General features: G+C 41.7%; 20 protein-coding genes. 9 read left to right on the top strand and 11 right to left on the bottom strand.

What is annotated here, in order from left to right:
* Positions 1-9: 9 nt before the first annotated feature.
* Both Q4533_RS06390 and Q4533_RS06385 read right to left on the bottom strand, forming a co-directional pair.
* Positions 10-741: an alpha/beta family hydrolase gene (locus Q4533_RS06390; protein WP_102439549.1), complete on the bottom strand. Its 732-nt coding sequence runs from the start codon at positions 739-741 to the stop codon at positions 10-12.
* Between the two features lie 76 nt (positions 742-817).
* Complete coding sequence (locus tag Q4533_RS06385; RefSeq protein ID WP_076540323.1) at positions 818-1729, bottom strand: transcriptional regulator GcvA; 912 nt, start codon at positions 1727-1729, stop codon at positions 818-820.
* Between the two features lie 178 nt (positions 1730-1907).
* Between Q4533_RS06385 and Q4533_RS06380 the strand changes: the two genes are divergently transcribed.
* A complete protein-coding gene (locus Q4533_RS06380) occupies positions 1908-2144 on the top strand; it encodes a hypothetical protein (protein ID WP_102519846.1) in 237 nt (78 codons plus the stop codon).
* A 161-nt stretch (positions 2145-2305) separates the two neighbouring features.
* Here Q4533_RS06380 and thiI read toward each other — a convergent pair whose 3' ends face one another.
* The 3 genes from thiI to pomA form a co-directional block, all read right to left on the bottom strand.
* Entirely contained in the window at positions 2306-3760 is a 1455-nt protein-coding gene (thiI, locus tag Q4533_RS06375; protein WP_102439525.1) for a tRNA uracil 4-sulfurtransferase ThiI, read from the bottom strand.
* A gap of 365 nt (positions 3761-4125) precedes the next feature.
* Positions 4126-5073 (bottom strand): flagellar motor protein MotB, encoded by a 948-nt coding sequence (locus tag Q4533_RS06370; RefSeq protein ID WP_303413552.1) that lies wholly within the window; start codon positions 5071-5073, stop codon positions 4126-4128.
* Positions 5074-5076: 3 nt separating this feature from the next.
* Positions 5077-5844, bottom strand: coding sequence for a flagellar motor protein PomA (gene pomA / locus Q4533_RS06365; RefSeq protein WP_303502398.1), 768 nt, complete (start codon positions 5842-5844; stop codon positions 5077-5079).
* Between the two features lie 398 nt (positions 5845-6242).
* Here pomA and xseB point away from each other — a divergent pair, with 398 nt between their 5' ends.
* Genes xseB through dxs form a run of 3 tightly spaced genes read left to right on the top strand, consistent with a single transcriptional unit; the run spans position 6243 to position 9260 of the window.
* Positions 6243-6479, top strand: coding sequence for an exodeoxyribonuclease VII small subunit (gene xseB, locus Q4533_RS06360; RefSeq protein WP_076540313.1), 237 nt, complete (start codon positions 6243-6245; stop codon positions 6477-6479).
* Between the two features lie 2 nt (positions 6480-6481).
* Positions 6482-7363, top strand: coding sequence for a (2E,6E)-farnesyl diphosphate synthase (gene ispA / locus Q4533_RS06355; RefSeq protein WP_303502395.1), 882 nt, complete (start codon positions 6482-6484; stop codon positions 7361-7363).
* A gap of 19 nt (positions 7364-7382) precedes the next feature.
* A complete protein-coding gene (dxs, locus tag Q4533_RS06350) occupies positions 7383-9260 on the top strand; it encodes a 1-deoxy-D-xylulose-5-phosphate synthase (protein ID WP_303413548.1) in 1878 nt (625 codons plus the stop codon).
* A 176-nt stretch (positions 9261-9436) separates the two neighbouring features.
* Here dxs and grpE read toward each other — a convergent pair whose 3' ends face one another.
* Positions 9437-10054, bottom strand: coding sequence for a nucleotide exchange factor GrpE (gene grpE / locus Q4533_RS06345; protein WP_076540307.1), 618 nt, complete (start codon positions 10052-10054; stop codon positions 9437-9439).
* 98 nt (positions 10055-10152) lie between these two features.
* On the opposite strand from grpE, the gene nadK reads away from it, so the two are divergent.
* Positions 10153-11031 (top strand): NAD(+) kinase, encoded by an 879-nt coding sequence (gene nadK / locus Q4533_RS06340; RefSeq protein ID WP_102439520.1) that lies wholly within the window; start codon positions 10153-10155, stop codon positions 11029-11031.
* Positions 11032-11145: 114 nt separating this feature from the next.
* Here nadK and Q4533_RS06335 read toward each other — a convergent pair whose 3' ends face one another.
* Both Q4533_RS06335 and Q4533_RS06330 read right to left on the bottom strand, forming a co-directional pair.
* Positions 11146-12186 carry a GTP-binding protein gene (locus Q4533_RS06335; protein WP_303502392.1) on the bottom strand — a complete coding sequence of 347 codons (1041 nt, stop codon included), beginning with the start codon at positions 12184-12186 and terminating at the stop codon, positions 11146-11148.
* A gap of 59 nt (positions 12187-12245) precedes the next feature.
* On the bottom strand, positions 12246-13571 hold the full coding sequence (locus Q4533_RS06330; protein ID WP_303502389.1) for a DEAD/DEAH box helicase: 1326 nt from the start codon (positions 13569-13571) through the stop codon (positions 12246-12248).
* A gap of 232 nt (positions 13572-13803) precedes the next feature.
* Between Q4533_RS06330 and Q4533_RS06325 the strand changes: the two genes are divergently transcribed.
* From Q4533_RS06325 to Q4533_RS06310, 4 genes are all read left to right on the top strand, one after another.
* On the top strand, positions 13804-14424 hold the full coding sequence (locus tag Q4533_RS06325) for a peptidylprolyl isomerase (RefSeq protein ID WP_303502386.1): 621 nt from the start codon (positions 13804-13806) through the stop codon (positions 14422-14424).
* Positions 14425-14691: 267 nt separating this feature from the next.
* Positions 14692-15840 (top strand): L-threonine dehydrogenase, encoded by a 1149-nt coding sequence (yiaY, locus tag Q4533_RS06320; protein WP_102439516.1) that lies wholly within the window; start codon positions 14692-14694, stop codon positions 15838-15840.
* 331 nt (positions 15841-16171) lie between these two features.
* Positions 16172-16537 carry a cytoplasmic protein gene (locus tag Q4533_RS06315; protein ID WP_102439515.1) on the top strand — a complete coding sequence of 122 codons (366 nt, stop codon included), beginning with the start codon at positions 16172-16174 and terminating at the stop codon, positions 16535-16537.
* A gap of 412 nt (positions 16538-16949) precedes the next feature.
* A complete protein-coding gene (locus Q4533_RS06310; protein ID WP_102439514.1) occupies positions 16950-18251 on the top strand; it encodes an NAD(P)/FAD-dependent oxidoreductase in 1302 nt (433 codons plus the stop codon).
* A gap of 164 nt (positions 18252-18415) precedes the next feature.
* On the opposite strand, the gene Q4533_RS06305 is transcribed toward Q4533_RS06310, so the two are convergent.
* The 3 genes from Q4533_RS06305 to tpx form a co-directional block, all read right to left on the bottom strand.
* Positions 18416-18784 carry a hotdog domain-containing protein gene (locus Q4533_RS06305; protein ID WP_076540291.1) on the bottom strand — a complete coding sequence of 123 codons (369 nt, stop codon included), beginning with the start codon at positions 18782-18784 and terminating at the stop codon, positions 18416-18418.
* 257 nt (positions 18785-19041) lie between these two features.
* Positions 19042-20067 carry a low-specificity L-threonine aldolase gene (ltaE, locus tag Q4533_RS06300; RefSeq protein WP_303502384.1) on the bottom strand — a complete coding sequence of 342 codons (1026 nt, stop codon included), beginning with the start codon at positions 20065-20067 and terminating at the stop codon, positions 19042-19044.
* A gap of 88 nt (positions 20068-20155) precedes the next feature.
* Positions 20156-20740, bottom strand: coding sequence for a thiol peroxidase (tpx, locus tag Q4533_RS06295; protein WP_303502382.1), 585 nt, complete (start codon positions 20738-20740; stop codon positions 20156-20158).
* Positions 20741-20768: the final 28 nt, after the last annotated feature.

Genomic DNA, 20768 nt, shown 5'->3' with positions numbered 1-20768 from the left:
TATAGAAAATTAATCCACAATATCAGTAATAAACTGATCACATATGGTTAAGCAGTGCTTCAGATTAGCCTCTAATGTGGTTCCTGACGACTTACGTGGCTTAAAACTATGATCGCCATCGGTTATCCAGCTGACTTTGACTTGTTTATTTATATCCCACTGGGGTATTTCGCTTATACCGCCAAATTTATCCCGCTCACCTTGCACCACCATTAATGGTTTTATGCCATTATTTAACGGCTCAAGTCTCGGCTCTCCGCCTTTTAATGGAACAAAGGGATAACCTAAGCAAATGCAGCCTTTAATTAAGGCGTTAACTGAAGCAGAGATCTCAACCTGCTCATCATTAATGATAAGTTCGTCATCGGTTAACAATGTCGCCGCCATTCTGCCACCCATTGATTTCCCCATTAACACAATGTTTTCGACCACAAGATCATTGTCTTCAATGGTTTGTTCAATGGAATTAAGTAGCCTAGTAAAATGCATTAACAGTTTAGGCGCTCTATCTGGCGGCCTTCTTTTGCCATCTTGCATATTGGCTTGCATATATAAGAAGTTAAAGCGCAATACTTGATAACCTTTAGCAACCAAGCCATTGGCGATATCGACCATAAACTCATGGTGCATATTAGCCCCAGCGCCATGGGCCAATACCACTAATGTTTTACTGGGGTCGCCCTGTAAGATTGATTCAATTTCTAAACTATCGTTTGTTACAGCTGGGCCTAGGGGGGTCATATCATTAGTTTCTTCGATTGTTAGTGACAACAGCATTAATTACTACGCTATGTGGTTAAGCTTGGGTAAGTTAGCCCTAGCCTGACAGTAATTCACTGCGAGACTCTTCAGCAAACATATCTACCATCCACTCTCTAAAGGCAGCGACTTTACCTAATTCAGAATGATTTTGCTGACACACTAAGTAATAAGCATCTTTGCTGACTAGCACCTCTGAGAACGGACACACCAAGCGGCCTGCTTTTATATCCGGCCTTGCGAGTACGCTGTAACCCAGCGCAATACCTTGGCCATGAGCGGCAGCTTGCAGTACTAACGATGAATGACTAAAGATGGGGCCAGAATTAACATTAATTTCACTAATTCCACATTGCCTAAACCATGCCTGCCAATCATGACGGCTAGAATCGTGCAGTAAGGTATGATTTTTTAAGTCGCTGGGTTTCTCTAATGGTTTAGGTCCATTAAGTAACAGCGGTGAACACACCGGAATGAGCACTTCATTACGCAATTTATCCGCTCTTAAGCCAGGCCAATTACCTTGGCCATAATAGATGGCCACATCTACATCATCAGTCAATGAGCCCGTTTCGCTGTCAACAGCTTTAATGCGTACATCAATATCGGGATTTTGCTCACTAAACTTAGCCAAACGCGGCACAAGCCATTGAATTGCAAAACTTGGTGACATACTTACCGTTAACGAACCAATGGCGCTTCGGGCTAATAATCGGTCGGTTGATTCACCTAATTGGATAAAAATATCTTTAATATCGAGGAAATAACTTTGACCTTCTTCGGTCAATAAAAGCGAACGATTTTTGCGGCGAAACAGCTTTAGGCCTAGAAAATCTTCTAATGCTTTAATTTGATGACTAACAGCAGCCTGAGTAACAAACAACTCTTCAGCGGCACGGGTAAAGCTCAAGTGCCTTGCTGCTGCTTCAAATGCTTTTACCGCGTTCAAAGGTGGCAATCTTCGCGACATAGTGATCCATCTCTCGTTTTTTAATTAGTTTTTCTAATGAATAGCGTTACATTTTGTCGTTTGTAAAGAACACTGTGTTCGGTTAAATTATGACCATCAGATTTATGGTGAGTTGGACAACTTCTACGCAGTGTAAGGGTGTGTCCGCCAGTGTTAAGTCAGCCCGGAGGCGACCTTTATGTTCAATTTAAAATCATTAGCTACAGTAGCTTTACTTTCTTGTTTTGCTTTTACAGCTAGCGCAAATGAAGAAGGCATTGATATCAGCGACCTTCAAGCTTCAATAAACGCAGAGCTTCAACAAAGCATGACAGAAATGCAAAGTAATGTTCAGGTTGATGTTAACAGCACTTTAGTTGCAGACAAAGAAGTTCAACAGCCAATCACTACCGCTGAAACGCGCACTGCTGATTAATTTACTGTAAAAACAGTAACAAAAAAACCGCATTGACCATTTAAATGGTAATGCGGTTTTTTTATGGGCTAAAATGACTGTCGCAGTTTCAATATGAAATACACATCACAGCCTGCAAAGCTTAAGTAGGAGCATCGACTAGCGATACTCCTTTTACACCATTAAGGACGGTATACTTTAACGTTGCTGTGACCTTGCTCAGTCAGGTATAACGCTTGTAATTTACTCATTACGCCGCGATCACAGTAGAGTAAATAGGTTTTACTTTTATCTAAATCAGCAAATTGCGTTGCTAATTTAAAGAAAGGAATTTTTAAGATTTCAGTGCCATCAATGCTTAGTGGGTTTTGCTCTTCTTCATCTTGTGCTCTGATATCAATCACAACACTGCCAGCTTCAATTGCATCAACGGTTTCAGTTTCACTTACTGTGGTTTCAACTTTTTCAGCAATTTGCTTAATATCGATAACCACGGCATCTTCTACAATACGGTCAATTAAGTCTTCACTGAATTTAAGCTCTTCAGCTTCAATTTTTGCCAGTACAGCCTTAACGGTTGGCTTTTGCGAAATCACACCACAATATTCAGGAATCGCTTTAGCGAAATCTTCAGTACCAATTTGGCGACTTTCATTGATAATGTCTTGCTTATCCATGGTGATTAATGGACGTAAAATCAATAAATCCGTACAGCGGTCAATTACGTTTAAGTTGGTCAGAGTTTGGCTTGAAACTTGACCTAAACTCTCACCTGTAACCAAAGCTTGGATGTTGTACTTTTCAGCCATTTTAGTGGCGGCGCGCATCATCATACGCTTAAGAATAACGCCCATTTGACCGTTATCAATTTTTTCTAGAATCTCAGCAACCACTGGCTCAAATGGTACAGTCATAAAGCGCACTTTGTGTGACTCACCATATTTCTGCCACAAATGATAAGCCACTTGCTTAACACCAATCTCATGCTGCGCGCCACCTAAGTTAAAGAAACAATAGTGAGTGCGGGCACCTTTTTTGATGAATTGATAGCTTGATACACCTGAATCAAATCCACCTGAGATAAGCGATAATACATCTTCTTGGGTCGCCATTGGGAAACCACCTAAACCGGGAATACGGCGCACAACCATATACAGTTTTTCATGGTCAATTTCTAAATTAACCGTCATATCTGGATTTTTTAATTTCACACCCACAGCATCTGTGTGCTGGTTTAAACCGCCACCAACGTAACGCTCAACTTCAATTGAATTAAAGTCATGCTTACCAGTACGCTTAACGCGAACACAGAAGGTTTTACCTGCCAATTGCTCTTTATAAACTGGCAGTACTTGCTGGTAGATATCATCCATTGACTCAAAACTGTATTCATCAACTTGAACAACATGAGCAATACCAGGAATACATTCTAAACGCTCAGCAATGGCGTTAATGCGCGTTTGTTCATCGCTGTTGACGTGGATCATAATGCGATCCCATTGACGTTGTACTTTTACTTCGTCATCAACTTTTTTAAGTACATTTCGAATGTTGGTCTCAAGAATTTTAGTAAAACGCATACGAACAGTTTTACTTTTCATCATGATTTCTGGGTATAGCTTTACAATAAACTTCATTGGATTTCCGCGGCAACTGATTTGGATGTTCACTTTTACGACTACGGATTGCGTTGATATTCAGCGCAAAATCAACTCATAAAAGTCAAAAATAATAATGGCTGGAAATTAACCAGCCAACAAAGGCGGGATTATAGCAAAAACTGTCTATATACCAAACACAATAAATTTTATTACACACAATCTTTGAGCTTAGGTGCTAAGGCTGTCATTAAATCTAAATAAAATTAGCAGTCTAAGCAATACTGCAACACAGCGTCAGTGAAACGGCGTTGCGATTACTGGCTATACAGCGCTATTTAAAGCCGATAAAAAGCCGCTTAAGGACTAAGCGGCTAATCTCATCTTATATAAAGTGCGCGTTTCTATGGCTGCTGTGATTGTGGCGCGAGTACTTCTATCTCAGCAGACTCTTTCGCCTTGCCTTGTTCAATAGCAATTTCAACTCGGCGATTACGGCTACGGTTTTTAGCAGAGTCGTTAGCCACTAATGGCGCATTAGATGCCATACCCACCACCCGCATTCTGCTGTCATCAAAGCCTGTCACTTTGGCCAGTTCATGGGCTACTGAGACTGCGCGTTTACTGGATAAGTCCCAATTAGAACTGTAAAGCTCATTGCTAATGTGCATGCCATCGGTATGACCTGATACTGTAATAATGCCGGGAACATCTTTTAATAAGTCACCAATTGAGCGAATAACAGGTTTAAATCTTGGCTGTAAAAAGCCTGAACCCGATGCAAAAGAGCCTTTTTCGCGGATCCGGATAATAATCTGTTGCCCTAATGATTCAATTTCGATGGCGCCATCAACAATTTCCTCATTGAGTTTTTCGGCCATTTTTTTCACTTGGTCGTTAATATTTTCTTGCTCAGACTTCGCTTGGGCTTGCTGAGCCTGTGCTTGTTGCTGGGCCGTCGCTTGAGCATTACCGCCGCGATTATCCCCTTGCTGTTTTTGCACGCCGCCCGCACTGGCATCGTCGCCTGCTTGATACTCAATGGTTTGCTCTGTCATCTCATTGGTTTGCTGATTGATAATTTCAATAGGGGTAGGGTCCGGTTTTCCCGGCCGAAACTCTAACGCAATCACCGAGGTGCCTTTAGGAATATCTTTAACTTCAACTTTATTTTGCACCCCGAAGGCATACTTCATCGAACCGGCAATTTGCTTAAACTTCATCACGTCCATTTCAGAGAACGCCAGCAGCAAAACAAAAAAGCACATCAATAACGACATAAGATCAGCAAAGGTGGCTAGCCATAACGGCGCGCCGGGTGGTGGACAATCACACTTGGCTTTTTTAGCCATGAGCTACTCTCCGTCCGTGGTATCGATTTGACGTTGTTTTTCACCTAGATAATTTTTCAGGAAACCTTCGATAACACGTGGGTTCTGACCATCTTGAATCGCCAAGACCGCATCCATAATCAAATTGCGGTTAAGTAACTCTTCACTCATACGTAATTGCAATTTATCAGCAATCGGGAGCGCCACCATATTGGCGATAATCGCGCCATAAAGCGTGGTTAATAATGCCACCGCCATTGCCGGGCCAATTGATTTAGGGTCATCCATATTCGATAGCATTGCGACTAAACCAATCAAGGTACCAATCATCCCCATCGCTGGCGCAACATCGCCTAAGGACTTGAAAATGCCAATACCGGTTTTATGTCTTTGTTCAGTCAAGGCAATATCTTTTTCAAGGGCTTCACGCACCACATCACCATCATGGCCATCAACTAACATATCAACCGCTTTTTGCATAAAACTGTTACTGATCTGTGCTTCTTCTAATGCTAAAAAACCGCCTTTACGGGCCGCATCAGCCATATTCACCGATTGGTCAATCAGCTCTTCAGGTTTATCAATTTTAAACATAAAGGCTTTAGCGCCAATTTTTACCGCACCTAAAAATTGCTTAAGATTATATTTCATCATCACAACGAAAAGAGAACCAATAAGCACAATCATCACCGATGGCGCATCAATAAAAATCGAAATCCCACCACTGTTCACCATAGAACCAATAATAAAAGCGAAGGCGCCTATTAAACCTATTAGGGTTGCTAAATCCACAATTTCTCCTTGAGCGCAGTCTTAATAATGCTGCCTTACTTCTATGAATACCAATGTAACACTCTGAGCTATTGGGACAAATGTTCAAACGAACAAAAAAAACTCATACAGTGACACTTTCATCGATTAATTGGCTGGTTTATCAAAAAAGCATCAAAAAATGCTATTACGACTACCATTATTACTACCATGGATTTCAAACTTCGCTTAAAGCGACCGCTTGACACTGGTATTCATTATCTATATCGGTCAAACTTAGCCCAAGTTTAGGAATATTTTATGAATTATATAAATATTCAGTCACAAAGCGTGCTATTGAGCAAATAAACAACGACTGAATTTGACCCTTAGCGCGGCCTGATATACCTTGTCCCCGCATAATAGAAGGAATAAGAATTGTGGCAAAAAAACCTGAGAATCTAAGTTTTGAAGAATCCTTATCGGAGCTTGAAAACATTGTTGCAGATCTTGAGCAAGGTGAAGTCACTTTAGATAATGCCCTTAAACAATTTGAGCGCGGCATTAAGCTAGTGCGCCAGAGCCAATCTAAGCTAGAACAGGCTCAACAAAAAGTTTCCATCTTATTAAATGAAGACGATACCAACCTCAGCCCATTTACCGTTGAAGGCGAATAAGTGTGTTAGCCCAGTCAATTGAACAATACCAACAACGCGTGAACCAAGTTTTAGCAACTAAACTTGCCCAGCTTGATGACGCTGCCCCTATATTAAAAGCCGCAATGACCCACGGCGCCTTATTGGGCGGCAAACGCATTCGACCTTTTATGGTTTATAGCATTGGTGAAATGTTAGGTGCTGATTTAAAGCAGCTTGATCACGCCGCAGCCGCTATCGAATGTATTCATGCCTACTCATTAATCCATGATGATTTACCTGCCATGGACGATGATGCCCTGCGCCGCGGCCAGCCAACGGTGCATATTGCTTTTGATGAAGCCAGCGCTATCCTTGCAGGCGATGCCCTGCAAACCTTAGCCTTTGAACTTATTTGCGAGCCTAATGAGAGCATTAGCGCCTCTCAGCAACTTGCTATGGTAACCGCTTTAGCTAAAGCATCGGGTTATAGTGGTATGTGCGGCGGACAAGCTATTGATCTAGGCGCCACCAATAAGCGTATAGACCTTGAGCAGCTAACCGTGTTACATAATAAAAAAACCGGTGCCTTAATTAGCTGCGCTGCAGAACTTGCCTTAATCGCGGCATCAGCATCAAGCCTAGACCAACAAATTATCAGAGACTTTGCCGCCAATATTGGCTTAGCCTTTCAAGTACAAGATGACATTTTAGACATCATTGCCAGCACTGAAGAATTAGGTAAACCCCAAGGCAGTGATCAAGAGTCCAATAAAAGCACATTTCCTAAATTATTAGGGCTTAAGGGTGCAAATGAATGCGCCGAGCAACTAATTAACGATGCACTATCAGCGCTGGCAAAATTGACCTACAATAGCCAGTTAATTGCAGACTTCGCCCGCTATATCATTGCGCGAAGAATATAAAGAGACAGTTTACCGCCATATGAGTTTCGATAATTCTCAATTTCCGGTATTAGCTCAAGCTAATACCCCTGACGATTTGAAAAAGCTGCCGCAAGGCATGCTGCCACAGTTATCCGATGAATTAAGACAGTTTTTGCTTAAATCAGTCAGTAACTCAAGTGGCCATTTTGCTTCAGGCCTTGGTACTGTTGAATTAACAGTAGCACTTCATTATGTCTATAATACGCCTTTTGACCGCGTAGTATGGGATGTAGGCCACCAAGCTTACCCCCATAAAATTCTCACTGGTCGTCGTGACAGAATGCATACCATTCGTCAAAAGAACGGTTTACACCCTTTCCCATGGCGTGAAGAAAGTGAGTACGACACCTTTAGTGTCGGGCATTCTGGTACCTCTGTTAGTGCAGCATTAGCCATGGCTGTGGCTGCCCAAAAAGAGCAGAAAAATCGTAAAGTCGTGGCCGTTATCGGTGATGGTGCGATGACCGGCGGTATGGTGTTTGAGGCCATGAACCATGCAGGCGATCTGCACAATGACATGTTAGTGGTGTTAAATGACAATGAAATGTCTATCTCAGAAAATGTCGGCGCACTGAATAACCATTTAGCCCAACTAATGTCAGGCCGCTTCTACACCACCATTCGTGAAAGCAGCAAAAAAGTGCTCAAAGGTATGCCTGTCATTAAAGAAATGGCAAAGCGTACTGAAGAACACCTTAAAGGTATGGTCGTACCTGGAACCTTATTTGAAGAACTAGGTTTTAACTATATTGGCCCGATTGATGGTCATGATGTTGATTCATTAGTTGAAACCCTGCGTAATATGCGCGATTTAAAGGGCCCGCAAATCCTGCATATCATGACTAAAAAAGGTCGTGGATATGAGCCTGCTGAAAAAGATCCTATCGGTTGGCATGCAGTGCCTAAATTCGACCACACTCAATTTAGAAAGCCGAAAACAAAACCAAGTTCACCGACATTTTCGCAAATTTTCGGTAAGTGGTTATGTGATGTTGCTGAAAAAGATGACAAGTTACTCGCCATTACACCAGCCATGCGTGAAGGCTCGGGCATGGTTGAGTTTTCACAGCGTTTTCCAAACCAGTATTTTGATGCCGCGATTGCTGAGCAACACGCGGTCACCTTAGGTGCTGGTTTTGCGTGTGAAGGCTACTCAGCTGTTGTCGCTATCTATTCAACTTTCTTGCAGCGTGGTTACGATCAGTTAATTCACGATGTAGCTCTACAGCGCTTACCTGTGTTATTTGCTATCGATCGCGGTGGTATTGTTGGCGCTGATGGCCCAACTCACCAAGGTGCTTTTGATTTAAGCTTCCTGCGTTGTGTTCCCAATATGGTCGTTATGGCACCATCTGATGAAGATGAATGTCGCCAAATGCTCTATACCGGTTATCGCTATAAAGATGGCCCAACGGCGGTTCGCTACCCTCGTGGTTGTGCGACAGGTATTGAACCAACTGAAGAAATGACTCCTATTGCGATTGGTAAAGGCTTGGTTAAACGTCAAAGCCAACAGCAGACGCAACGTGTAGCCATTGTTAACTTTGGTACTACTCTTGCTGCAGCGCTTGAAGCCGCTGAGACGCTCGATGCCACCGTTGCCGATATGCGCTTTGTTAAGCCATTAGATTTAACCCTGCTCGCTGAGCTTGCTCATAGTCATGACGTGATTGTCACCGTTGAAGAAAATGCCATTATGGGCGGTGCGGGTAGCGGCGTCATTGAAGCGCTGCATCAAATGAAAATCTTAAAGCCTGTGCTGCAAATTGGCTTACCTGATGAATTTATCAAGCATGGTGGACCGGATGAAATCATCCAAGAGCTTAAATTAGATGGTGCGGGTGTTTTAGCCCAAATCCAAGACTATTTAAGTTAACCGCCTCAGGGAGTTAAGCCAATTTGATTGGCGCTACTAAAAATCACAAAAAAGGACTGCATTGGCAGTCCTTTTTATTAACTCTTTATTACTAACGCTTGATTACTAACTATTGCTTTGCCAACCCTTTGCTTATTGATTGGCAAACCAAGAAGTCAGTTTTCAATTGTTATGCATTACGCTTGTGTATCAACACTTGCGCCACCTTGAGACACCATAACCATCGCAGGGCGAAGTACACGGTCTTTTAAGATGTAACCTTTTTGCATAACTAGCATCACGGTATCTTTAGGGTATTCTGCACTTGGCTGCATACCGATAGCTTGATGATGATTTGGATTAAATGCTTCACCTAATGGATTAACAAGCACTACGCCATTTTTCTCAACTGCTGCCATTAACCCTTTCATGGTCAATTCAACACCTTCAGCAATCGCTTTAGTTGCTTCATCTTCAGCATCAACACCAGCAAGTGCACGTTCCATATTATCTAATACAGGCAAAAGCTCATTCACGAACTTTTCTAATGCGAAGGCACGGGCTTTTTCAACATCTTTTGCTGCACGAGCGCGGATGTTTGCCGTTTCAGCAGCGGCGCGAATTTCAACATCTTTACGCTCAGCTAAGGCTGCTTGAGTTTCAGCAAGTTGTTGCTCTAATGCTTCAATTTTAAGGTTAGCTTGAGTTAACGCATCAACTTCGGTGGCCTCTTCTGCTGCGACTTCAGTTTCCGTTTCATTGACGACTTCTGCATCAATGATCTCTTGATCTACTTTGTTTGACTCGTTGCTCATTTTCACTCCAGCTAAAAATGCTTTGTTTCTGATTACTATGGGCATATTATGGGGATCATTTTCTTCGTTTCAAGCCTTTGTGCAAATCAAATACTAATATGACTAAAAAGTTTCAAACAATCGGCCTCATTGGCAAGCCACATCATCAAGGTACCAATCGCACTTTAAAGCGTTTGCATCATTGGCTTTCCATGCAAGGCTTCGACATATTAGCCGAAGAGCGAGTGGCTTCTGAGTTAAAAGTTGAAGTGGAATCTGTTGATTTAACTGAATTAGGTGAGCGCTGCGATCTCGCTATTGTCGTCGGTGGTGACGGTAATATGCTCGGCGCCGCGCGGGTATTGTCTCGCTTTGACATTGGGGTTATTGGGGTTAACCGTGGCAACCTTGGTTTTTTAACGGATTTACCACCCGATAACTTTGAAGAATCACTTTCTAAGGTACTTGAAGGCGAATACGATACAGAGAACCGCTTTTTGCTAGAGGCTGAAGTGCATCGTCATGGGATTTTAAAAGCCAGTAACTCTGCGGTTAACGAAGCGGTATTGCATCCGGGTAAAGTGGCGCACATGATCCAGTTTGAGGTCTATATTGATGAGCAATTCATGTATAGCCAACGCGCCGATGGCATGATTGTATCAACCCCAACGGGCTCAACAGCTTATGCCTTGTCTGCTGGCGGCTCAATTTTAACCCCTAACCTGCAAGCATTAATTTTAGTGCCTATGTTCCCTCATACACTATCGTCTCGCCCTATTGTGGTGGATGCATGTAGCACCATAAAATTAGTGGTATCACCGGATAACGGCGAGAACTTAGAAGTCAGCTGTGATGGTCACGTTGATTTAGCTGTGTTGCCTGGGGATGAAATTTTTATTCGCCGTAGCAATAATCATTTAAGAATGATCCACCCTAAAGGCCACAATTACTTTGATGTTTTGCGCGCTAAATTGGGCTGGGGCAGCAAACTGTTTTAAGGGCTAATGTTAGCTGCAGTGGTTGAAAATAACTGATGCTTTAGTAACTGTTGTTACTTTAGTAGCAGTTGTTTTAGGAAAAAATTTAACAACAACCACTGTGATCTAGCCCGTCTAAGCCATGTCACTCAAGCAATTGAGGATTTTCTCTGTTAATAATGCCTCTGATAACGGGTTTAAGCTAATTATCTCTAATCTTGAGTCCATGGCTTCATCAAGCTCGTTAATCGACAGCCTGCCATCGACAGCATTAAAAGCGCCAATGCCTTCTTCTGTGATCATTACCGCTTTTATGCGTAGCACCTCATTAAGTAAGCCGTCACACCAGGCAACTAACTTATCAAAGTCAAAACAATGCTCGGCGCTAAAAATCCAGCCAATACTATGCGCTCCTTGCGCTTGATTTAACTTGGTTATAAAACCTTGGCCATTGAACTCTTCATCAACCACAGCAGCATTTGAGTCAAACAGTGATTGGCTAGGCTTGGTCACTGACTTGGCTAAATAAGATGCTTGAGTGCTTGAACTGCTGAGACTAATGGCTCGCGGCTTTATCAACTCCCAATAAACATGATTAAGCACATCAGCTGTGTTAGAGGCAATACACAGTTTTTTATCATTAGCTAAGTAAGCTGACAAAGAGGCAAAATCATCTTGCTGATATAAATCGGCCCTGCTGGCGTAAATCACTTCTGCAATGTCTATTTGCTGATTAAAGTTACTATTTTCAGTGTAGCGAGTGTCTTTGAGCTTGCGCGCATCAACCACACATAAGGTTTGATTTAACTGCAATACTTGCTGATTAAACTCATTGGTCAGTACCTTGAGTATTTCAGCAGGATGGCCAAGTCCAGTTGGTTCAATTAACAATCTATCTGGCTTAGCTTTTTGAATAATTTGATTAATCGCCACTTGCATCGGTACGCCTGCAGCGCAACATAAGCAGCCACCAGCAACTTCTTTTATGACCACTTGTTCGGATGAGTTGCAGCCAGTTATCAGGCTCGCATCAATACCCACTTCGCCAAACTCATTAACTAGCACAGCCCAAATTTCACCCTTGGGTTTGATTGCCAGTAACGACACAATTAAGCTGGTTTTACCTGCCCCTAAAAAGCCGGTAATAAGGTTAGTATTAATGCGTTTACGGATCACCTGATAAATTCCACTAAATAACTAAATTAAACCCATGTAAATAATAAGCATTGTGATTATTATTTTTTAGCGTACTTGCCTTGTCTAGTCGGCTTAGCGTTCCCATCAGCACGACTACCTTTACCAGCAGGGCCACTTTTAGCTGCGCCGCCGCGATTTCGGTTGCCACCTTGGCGTTTATGTTTAAACAGCTTTTTAGGTTTTTCAGCATCGACTTCTCTATATCGAGCCGGTAATGGCGCGCCAAGTTCATAACCGGGTAACACTACCACAGGTATTGAGGTGCTAATGAGTGCTTCAATGTCTTCTAACAGCTCCATTTCATTTTGTGCGACCAATGAAATGGCCTGACCGGTTAAGCCTGCGCGGCCCGTACGGCCAATACGGTGAACATAATCTTCAGGCTCTGGGGGTAATTCAAAATTAATCACTAATGGTAAAGCTTCAATATCTAGACCCCTTGCGGCGAGATCGGTCGCTATCATGACGCGCAGCTTACCCGTCTTAAACTCTTCTAAAGCACGGTTGCGAGCGCCTTGAGTTTTGTCACCATGAAATACGGCAGCTTTAATACCATCTAACTTAAACTCTTTAAGTAAGTGCTCAGCCGTTTCTTTTAGGCTGGTAAATACCATCACCTGTTGCCAGTTATTACGGCCAATCAGCTCTGACAGTAACTCTGCTTTACGGCGTTTATCTACTTGATATACCGATTGGGTTACCGTTTCAGCAGGTTTTTGATTCGATATATGCACATACTCGGCATTTTTGAGCATTTTTGCCGCTAAGCTTTTGACATCATTAGAATAGGTCGCTGAAAACATCATGGTTTGATGTTGACGATTGATCATCCGCTTCACTTTTTCGATATCTTTAACAAAACCTAAGTCCAACATGCGATCTGCTTCATCGATAACCAATTGCGTTACAAACGATAAATCTAAATCATGTTGGCCAATAATGTCGAATAGACGCCCTGGCGTCGCAACAAGAATATCGACCCCTTTGGTTAATGCTTTGCGCTGCGGATTGATGTTTGCACCGCCATACACAGCAACGCTTTCAAAAGGCAGAAATTGGGAATAATTAACTAAATTTTTCTCGATCTGGATAGCAAGTTCACGAGTTGGGGTCATGATCAGCACTCGTAAACGCTGCCAAGCGGTTTTGTTTTGTTGCTCTGCAACATCAAGTTCTAGTCTATTCAGTAAAGATAAGGCAAATGCAGCCGTTTTACCGGTACCGGTTTGCGCACTGGCTAATATGTCCTTCCCTTCAATAGCTAATGGAATCACAATTTGTTGAACTGGGGTCATGTCACTATAACCACATGCTTTAACCGCATCTAAAATCGGTTGTGATAAGCCTACTGAATCAAAATTCATATTATTCTCTAATTTACAGTATCAATAATGGCGGTATTGTAACGGCATTAGCTAATTTAAGCGATGTATTCAAGCCCATATAAACCCGTTCCCCATTTAATGAGCTCGTTTCAATTACCGACTTTAGCAATAGCTAAGTAACAGTTTGTATCTTTGACTATTTCCTATTGCTTTCATTACACCCTTTAAGCAACATAAGCCCAACAAAAACAAAACATACTAAAGGCCTAAAATGAAATTGTTGTACCCTCTGCTATTCGCCCTCACTTTATCCGCTTGTGGCGGAAGTTCAGATTCAAGCTCTCCAGCTCCAGTAGACCCAGACCCGACCCCACCAGTTGAAGACAAAGAACTTCAAATGGATATCTGTTATTTAATGTCTACCACACTGGGTGATATGACCATAGCTATTGATACAACAACCACTCCAATTACAGGGCAAAATTTCAAAAATTACGTGGATGAGCAATTTTATGATGGCACCATTTTCCATCGAGTGATTCATAACTTTGTGTCTCAAGGTGGAGGGTTTACTTCAGGCTTAGTAGCAAAACCTGGTAATGACCCTATTGAGCTTGAAACCAATCTAGGCTTAACAAATGCTCATTATACGATTGCGATGGCAAGAACAAATGACTTGAACTCTGCGACATCACAGTTTTACATTAATGCTCTAGATAACACTGATCTTGATTATCAAAATAGTACTAAACCAGGATACGCAGTATTTGGTCAAGTAGTTGAAGGCTTTGATGTAGCAGATCAGATCAACATTACCAGCACAAGTAGCGATGTACCTGTCACTGACATCGTCATTAACAGTGTTGTGGAAACAAATTGTCCTACAATATAAACTCCTAAAGTCTTCTGATTCAACAGACTTTAAATGCCTGTAACTAATTTAGTTATAGGCATTTTTATTTTATGTACAAATATGCGTAAGTTCAAAGCTAAACAGTAAAATTGGCGCTAACTCCCTTTTTGGTATTAAAACTACAAAACTGCACAAAACAAGTATGAATATATGATTTTCATCACAAACTGCAGCGCATTTGGTTGCTACTTTAACGTCATATTAAAATTTTATCTTTACTCATTTTAATCATTAAAGAGGTTTCCCATGGCGACTAAATTTTTCATTCCTAGCGTAAATATTCTCGGTCAAGACAGTGTTAATGAAGCAATCAATGACATCAAAACACTGGGCTTTAAGCGCGCACTTATTGTTACTGATGCACCGTTAGTAAAAATTGGTTTAGTTGATAAAGTAGCGGCTAAGCTTATGGACAATGGCATTGCAGTATTTATCTTTGATGGCGTACAACCTAACCCAACCATGGGAAATGTTGAAGCAGGCTTAGCAATGCTTAATGCCAACGAGTGTGATTTTGTTATTTCGTTAGGTGGCGGCTCGCCACATGATTGCGCTAAAGGTATCGCTTTAGTGGCGACCAATGGTGGTAGCATCAAAGACTACGAAGGCTTAGATGTTTCAACAAGACCACAAATGCCGCTAGTCGCAATTAACACTACGGCTGGCACAGCCAGTGAGATGACCCGTTTCTGTATTATTACTGATGAGTCACGTCATATTAAAATGGCGATTGTCGATAAAAACACCACCCCTATTTTGTCAGTAAATGACCCTGAACTCATGGTTGAAAAACCTGCGGCGTTAACAGCCGCAACCGGTATGGATGCATTAACTCATGCGGTGGAAGCTTATGTATCAACAGCTGCGAACCCAATTACCGATGCTTGTGCAATTAAAGCCATCGAGCTGATTAAAGCTAACTTGGTTAATGCGGTTGAACAAGGTGATGATATCAATGCTCGTGAGCAAATGGCTTACGCGCAATTCTTAGCGGGAATGGCATTTAATAATGCTAGCTTAGGTTATGTTCATGCGATGGCCCATCAACTTGGCGGCTTTTATGATTTACCACACGGTGTGTGTAATGCACTATTACTGCCGCATGTACAAGCTTACAATGCGCAAGTGGTGCCAGGTAAATTAAAAGACATTGCTAAAGCAATGGGTGTAGATGTGGCGCAATTAGATGATACTCAAGGCGCAGCGGCTGCAATCGAAGCCATTAAAACCTTGTCTGTTGCAGTCAATATCCCAGCGAATTTAACTGAACTTGGAGTTAACCCAGAAGACATCCCTACATTGGCTGATAATGCGTTAAAAGATGCCTGTGGCCTCACTAACCCAAAACAAGCGACCCATGGTGAGATTTGTGAAATATTCACTAACGCACTATAGGTTACAACCGTAAGTTTCATATATTCGCGGCTCAAGCTGATCCGCGAATAAAGCCTGTCAATGGCTGGCATTCTCTACTAGAGAACAACCTGACTAAAACACAGCTTAAGGCCAATAAAATTGCCATTAAGCTATTGAAATAGCGCCAGCCACAGCGCTAAAAATAATAGTCACACTTAAGTATTCTAACTACAAACTGATACTTTTATTTAATAAATAATACACTTACACACATAACTGTTAACCGCGTCTAACTTCTCAAAATAACCATTGACCTGCCTTAAAATAGGGGTCTATGATGAAGTTACATTCTTAAATAAGTAGGTAAGCTATGACTGCAATCACTCATGTGTATAACTACACAGTAAGATGTCCTCACTATAAAGAAAAAGATAAAACAGCTAGCTGGTTAAACCACATAGAAATCAACCAATCCTCAGAAATTGCACTAAACCGCATCACCAAATGGCACAATGCACCCGGTTCAAAATCATTTGAAAGCGGAAAGTTTGTCGTTAGAAAGTCGGACACCGACAACACTTATTACTCAATGCAAAGCAATCGCCTGTTAAATGATGCCCACGCTATGGTCACCTTTAAGATCTTCCTCGATGATTGCTGCCAAGATGCAGATCCAGAGAAAATCATTGCCCATTTAGTCGAAGACTATAACAAGCGTCTTGCTAAAGCTCAGTAACGTTTCCAAGGATTACTGAATCACCGAAAAACGCTGTTATGTTTTTCGGTGACAATCTCAAATATTACCAAAGCCAATACGTGATCCAGTTAACACTATTCCAAACTAGTTAACCATCAGTTCACAGTTCCACACTCTTATTAAGACATCCCAGCTTTGTTTACTATATAAACTGCTTCTCATAATTTTTAACACGCTTTACGACTGCCTTTTAACGCTTCGATATGCTGCATTCTTTTTTAATCTTATAAATTAACTCGCTTTACTCTGACTACCTTTACATGACAAGTGAGTTTGCAACGCTAAAGCGCATAATTTTTATAAGATTTTGTCGATTCTGTTCCTTGTCGTTAAAGCCATACCGATAAAAATATAACCGAATTATTTTAACTTCACTAAAGGAGCATCTTAGATGCAAGCAGTTCCGAATATCGTCATCGTTGGCGGCGGCGCAGGTGGCATGGAAATCGCCACTAAATTGGGTCATAAAGTTGGTAGAAAAGCCAAAGCAAAAGTCACACTCGTGGATTGTGCCGAAAGCCATGTGTGGAAACCACTGCTTCATGAAGTGGCTACTGGCGCCTTAGATATTGGCATTGATGCAATTAGCTACCGTGGCCACGCCTCAGCACATGGTTACCATTTTCAACAAGGTGCAATGATTGATATTAATCGTGATGATAAACATATTATTTTAGCGCCAATTAATGATGAAAACGGGGATGAACTCTTACCCGCTCGTCATATTCCTTATGACTATTTAGTGATTGCCATTGGCAGCGTAGCCAATGACTTTAATATTCCTGGCGTCAAAGAGCACAGCCTGTTTTTAGATAACACTGAACAAGCGATGCAAATTCGTAAGCTGTTATTAAATAAATTTATGCGCTATGCCAGTCATCATCAACTGGATGATAAAATTAAAATTGCTGTGGTAGGTGCAGGTGCGACTGGTGTGGAAATGTCGGCTGAAATGCACCATGCGGTAGAGCAACTCAGTGGCTTTGGCTATAAAATTGATACCAGTTTGCTGGAAGTTTCCCTCATTGAAGCTGATGAGCGCATTTTACCTAAAGTCGGCAAAGTAGAAATTTCTGACTCAGTGACCCGTGAACTCAAGCAATTGGGAGTGAAGGTCATGACAAACACCCGCATTACACAAGTGACACCAGAAGGCTTATCGACAACAGATAACACCTTGATCCCTGCAGATATGGTTATATGGTCAACAGGTGTTAAAGCACCAAACTTTTTAAATAATATTGGTGGTCTTGAAAGTAATCATATTAACCAAGTGATGGTGAAGCAAAATATGCAAACCACCCTAGATCCCTCAATCTTCTCTATTGGCGATTGTGCAGCTTGCCCACAAGCTGATGGCAGCTGGGTACCTCCACGAGGCCAGTCAGCAAGACAAATGGCATTAATGACAGCTGATAACATTATGTTGATGCTTGCTGGCAAAGATCCTAAAAATGAATACGTTTACAAAGATTTAGGTTCGCTGGTGAACCTGTCGAAGTTCCACACTGTCGGTAACCTAATGTCATTTATGGGTGGCGGGGTTTTGGTTGAGGGTAAAATTGCCCGTTTTGTTTACACCTCACTTTATCGTCGTCACTTAATTGAGCTGCACGGTGTGGTGAAAGGCACCTTAATGATGCTGGCAAAAGGGATCAGCCGCATTATTCATCCGCATCTTAAATTACACTAAAGTGGAATTAGGCGCTTAAGCGCTAACTGATAAAGATAAAACATTAACCTTGCCAGCTTTAGATCAATTAAAGCTGGCAAGGTTAACGCCAGTGAACGACTCTATTGGGGCTAGTTTGCTAAACACTTACCTTTACCGGTACTCGCAATGATTAAACCATCCCCTTAGGCGGCATTAGCTCTAATGCCATGAGGGATCGGTAAACCTCTTTCATTAATGTTCACAAACACAATTTTATCGATATAAGCGATCGGTGCATTGCTAAGGCTATTTCTCACTTTACATCTTAATGTAATAGAACTTTGCCCTAAGCTAATGGCTTCCATACCAAACTCAATCACATCACCCATTTTAGCGGGACTCATAAAATTAATTTCTGACACTAACTTAGCCATTAGCTGCTTACTGTGCATTTGACAGCGGGCAAATATCGACGCTTCTTGATTAAGCCACATCAGTAGCTGGCCACAACATAGACTTTGTTCTGCATTTAAATTTACTGGTTTTACAATATGACGGCCTAAATATTCCATAATATTGCTCCTTGAATTACTATACCACTTTATAGGTAGCAACTTTAAAGCCAACTCTTCAAGCTGTTGAAATAATTAAAAATGATAAAACCATGATTTAAATATGGTCTCTTAACTGCGCCATAATATTACAACCTCAGTACTTGCTTGCACCAAAAAAAAGCACCTCTTGGCAGAAGTGCTTTTAAAGACAATCAATAACTGATTGAGCGCTCATTTATGGGTGCCACATTTGAGCTAAGACAGTTTTATCTGGATTATTTATTATTCAGCTGGACAATTATTTGCTTCAAGGTAGTGATAAAAGTCACAATATCCTGCCGGCTAATATCTTTGTGGGTCACCAAGCGTAATGACGATGACGGACTGATAATGATGCCCTTTTGCGCCAATAGTAAAGCGAGATGCTTGACATCATATGCCTTATCTAAAGATGCAAACACCATATTAGTTTGAACTAAATTGATATCCACTGAAAACTCAGGCATTTCAGATAACAGCTGTGCTAAAAGCGCGGCATTATCATGATCTTCTGCCAACCTATCCACTTGCTCGGTAATAGCCAATTGGGCTGCTGCTGCAATAATACCCGCTTGCCTCATACCGCCACCGAGCACTTTACGCCAGCGTATAGCTTTTTGTATTAAGCGCTCATCCCCAAGCAATATTGAACCTATTGGCGCAGCTAAGCCCTTTGATAAGCAAATTGAAACCGAATCAAAATACTGAGTAATCTCACTAATGGGTATATTTTGTGCCACTGCAGCATTCGCTACGCGCGCGCCATCTAAGTGGATTTTTAAATTATGATTAAAGGCTAATGCTTGGGCATCAGCAAGGTATTTCTGCGGTAACACCTTACCACCAATGGTATTTTCAAGGCTCAATAAACGAGTATGCGCAAAATGAATATCATTAGGCTTAATAGCAGCTTCAATATCTGCAAGTAAAATTGAACCGTCTGGCTGATTGTTTAACGGTTGCGGTTGAATACTGCCCAGTACTGCTGCCCCGCCACCTTCAAATTTATAATTATGAGCCTGTTGACCACAAAGGTACTCATCACCTCGCTCACAATGTGCCATTAAGGCCAATAAATTAGCTTGAGTACCAGAACTAACAAACAAAGCACTATCAAAGCCATATAAGTCAGCAGCCATATCTTGTAAATGGTTTACCGTGGGATCATCACCATAAACATCATCGCCAACCTCGGCATTCGCCATGACTTTACGCATGGCATCTGTGGGTTTTGTTACCGTATCACTGCGAAAATCAATCATATCCACTCTCAATAAACTGGCGCGAGTACTGTTTCTAGTACTGTAAAATTAGCTTATTCTACCCCAGTTATTCGTGCTTAAGCTTGTGCTAGTCGGCAGAAATTTTATTTAATGCCGATAATGCGGCGTCGTAATCTGGATGATTAGCCACCTCAGCTACAAGTTCTTTATATTTGAGTGTTCCGTTCGTATCAATAATCAAAATAGCTCTCGCAAGTAAACCGCGGTCTTTGATCAGTAAACCATATTTATGACCAAAATCTCGCCATACAGCATCTGATAGCACTGTTATTTTATCCACTTGCTCTGCCTGACAAAAACGCTTTTGAGCAAAAGGTAAATCGGTGCTAATAGTTAACATCACCACATTGTCGTTGTATTGACTGACTGATTTATTAAATCGCTTAGTCTGCAACGCACAGACCCCAGTATCTAAGCTAGGCACAGCACTAATTAATACGGTTTTTCCTTTAAAGTCAGCCAGGCTTATGGGCTCGAATATCTCATTAACAAGGGTAAAGTCAGGCGCTTGAGTATTAACGCTTAATTGCTGGCCTACTAACGCCATCGGCTTACCGCCCATAGTAATTGTCGTCACTTCACTGCCAACACTGACATTAGGCAAGGTAAGTGCAATAACCACTGCGACTGAAGATAGAATATTATTGTACATTTTTAACCTCACGAAATCATTGCGATAA

The organism is Shewanella sp. 6_MG-2023 (genome assembly GCF_030547195.1).
Classification (GTDB): domain Bacteria; phylum Pseudomonadota; class Gammaproteobacteria; order Enterobacterales; family Shewanellaceae; genus Shewanella.
Note: the sequence above shows the minus strand (reverse complement) of the source record. Positions and strands in the feature narration are given on the sequence as shown.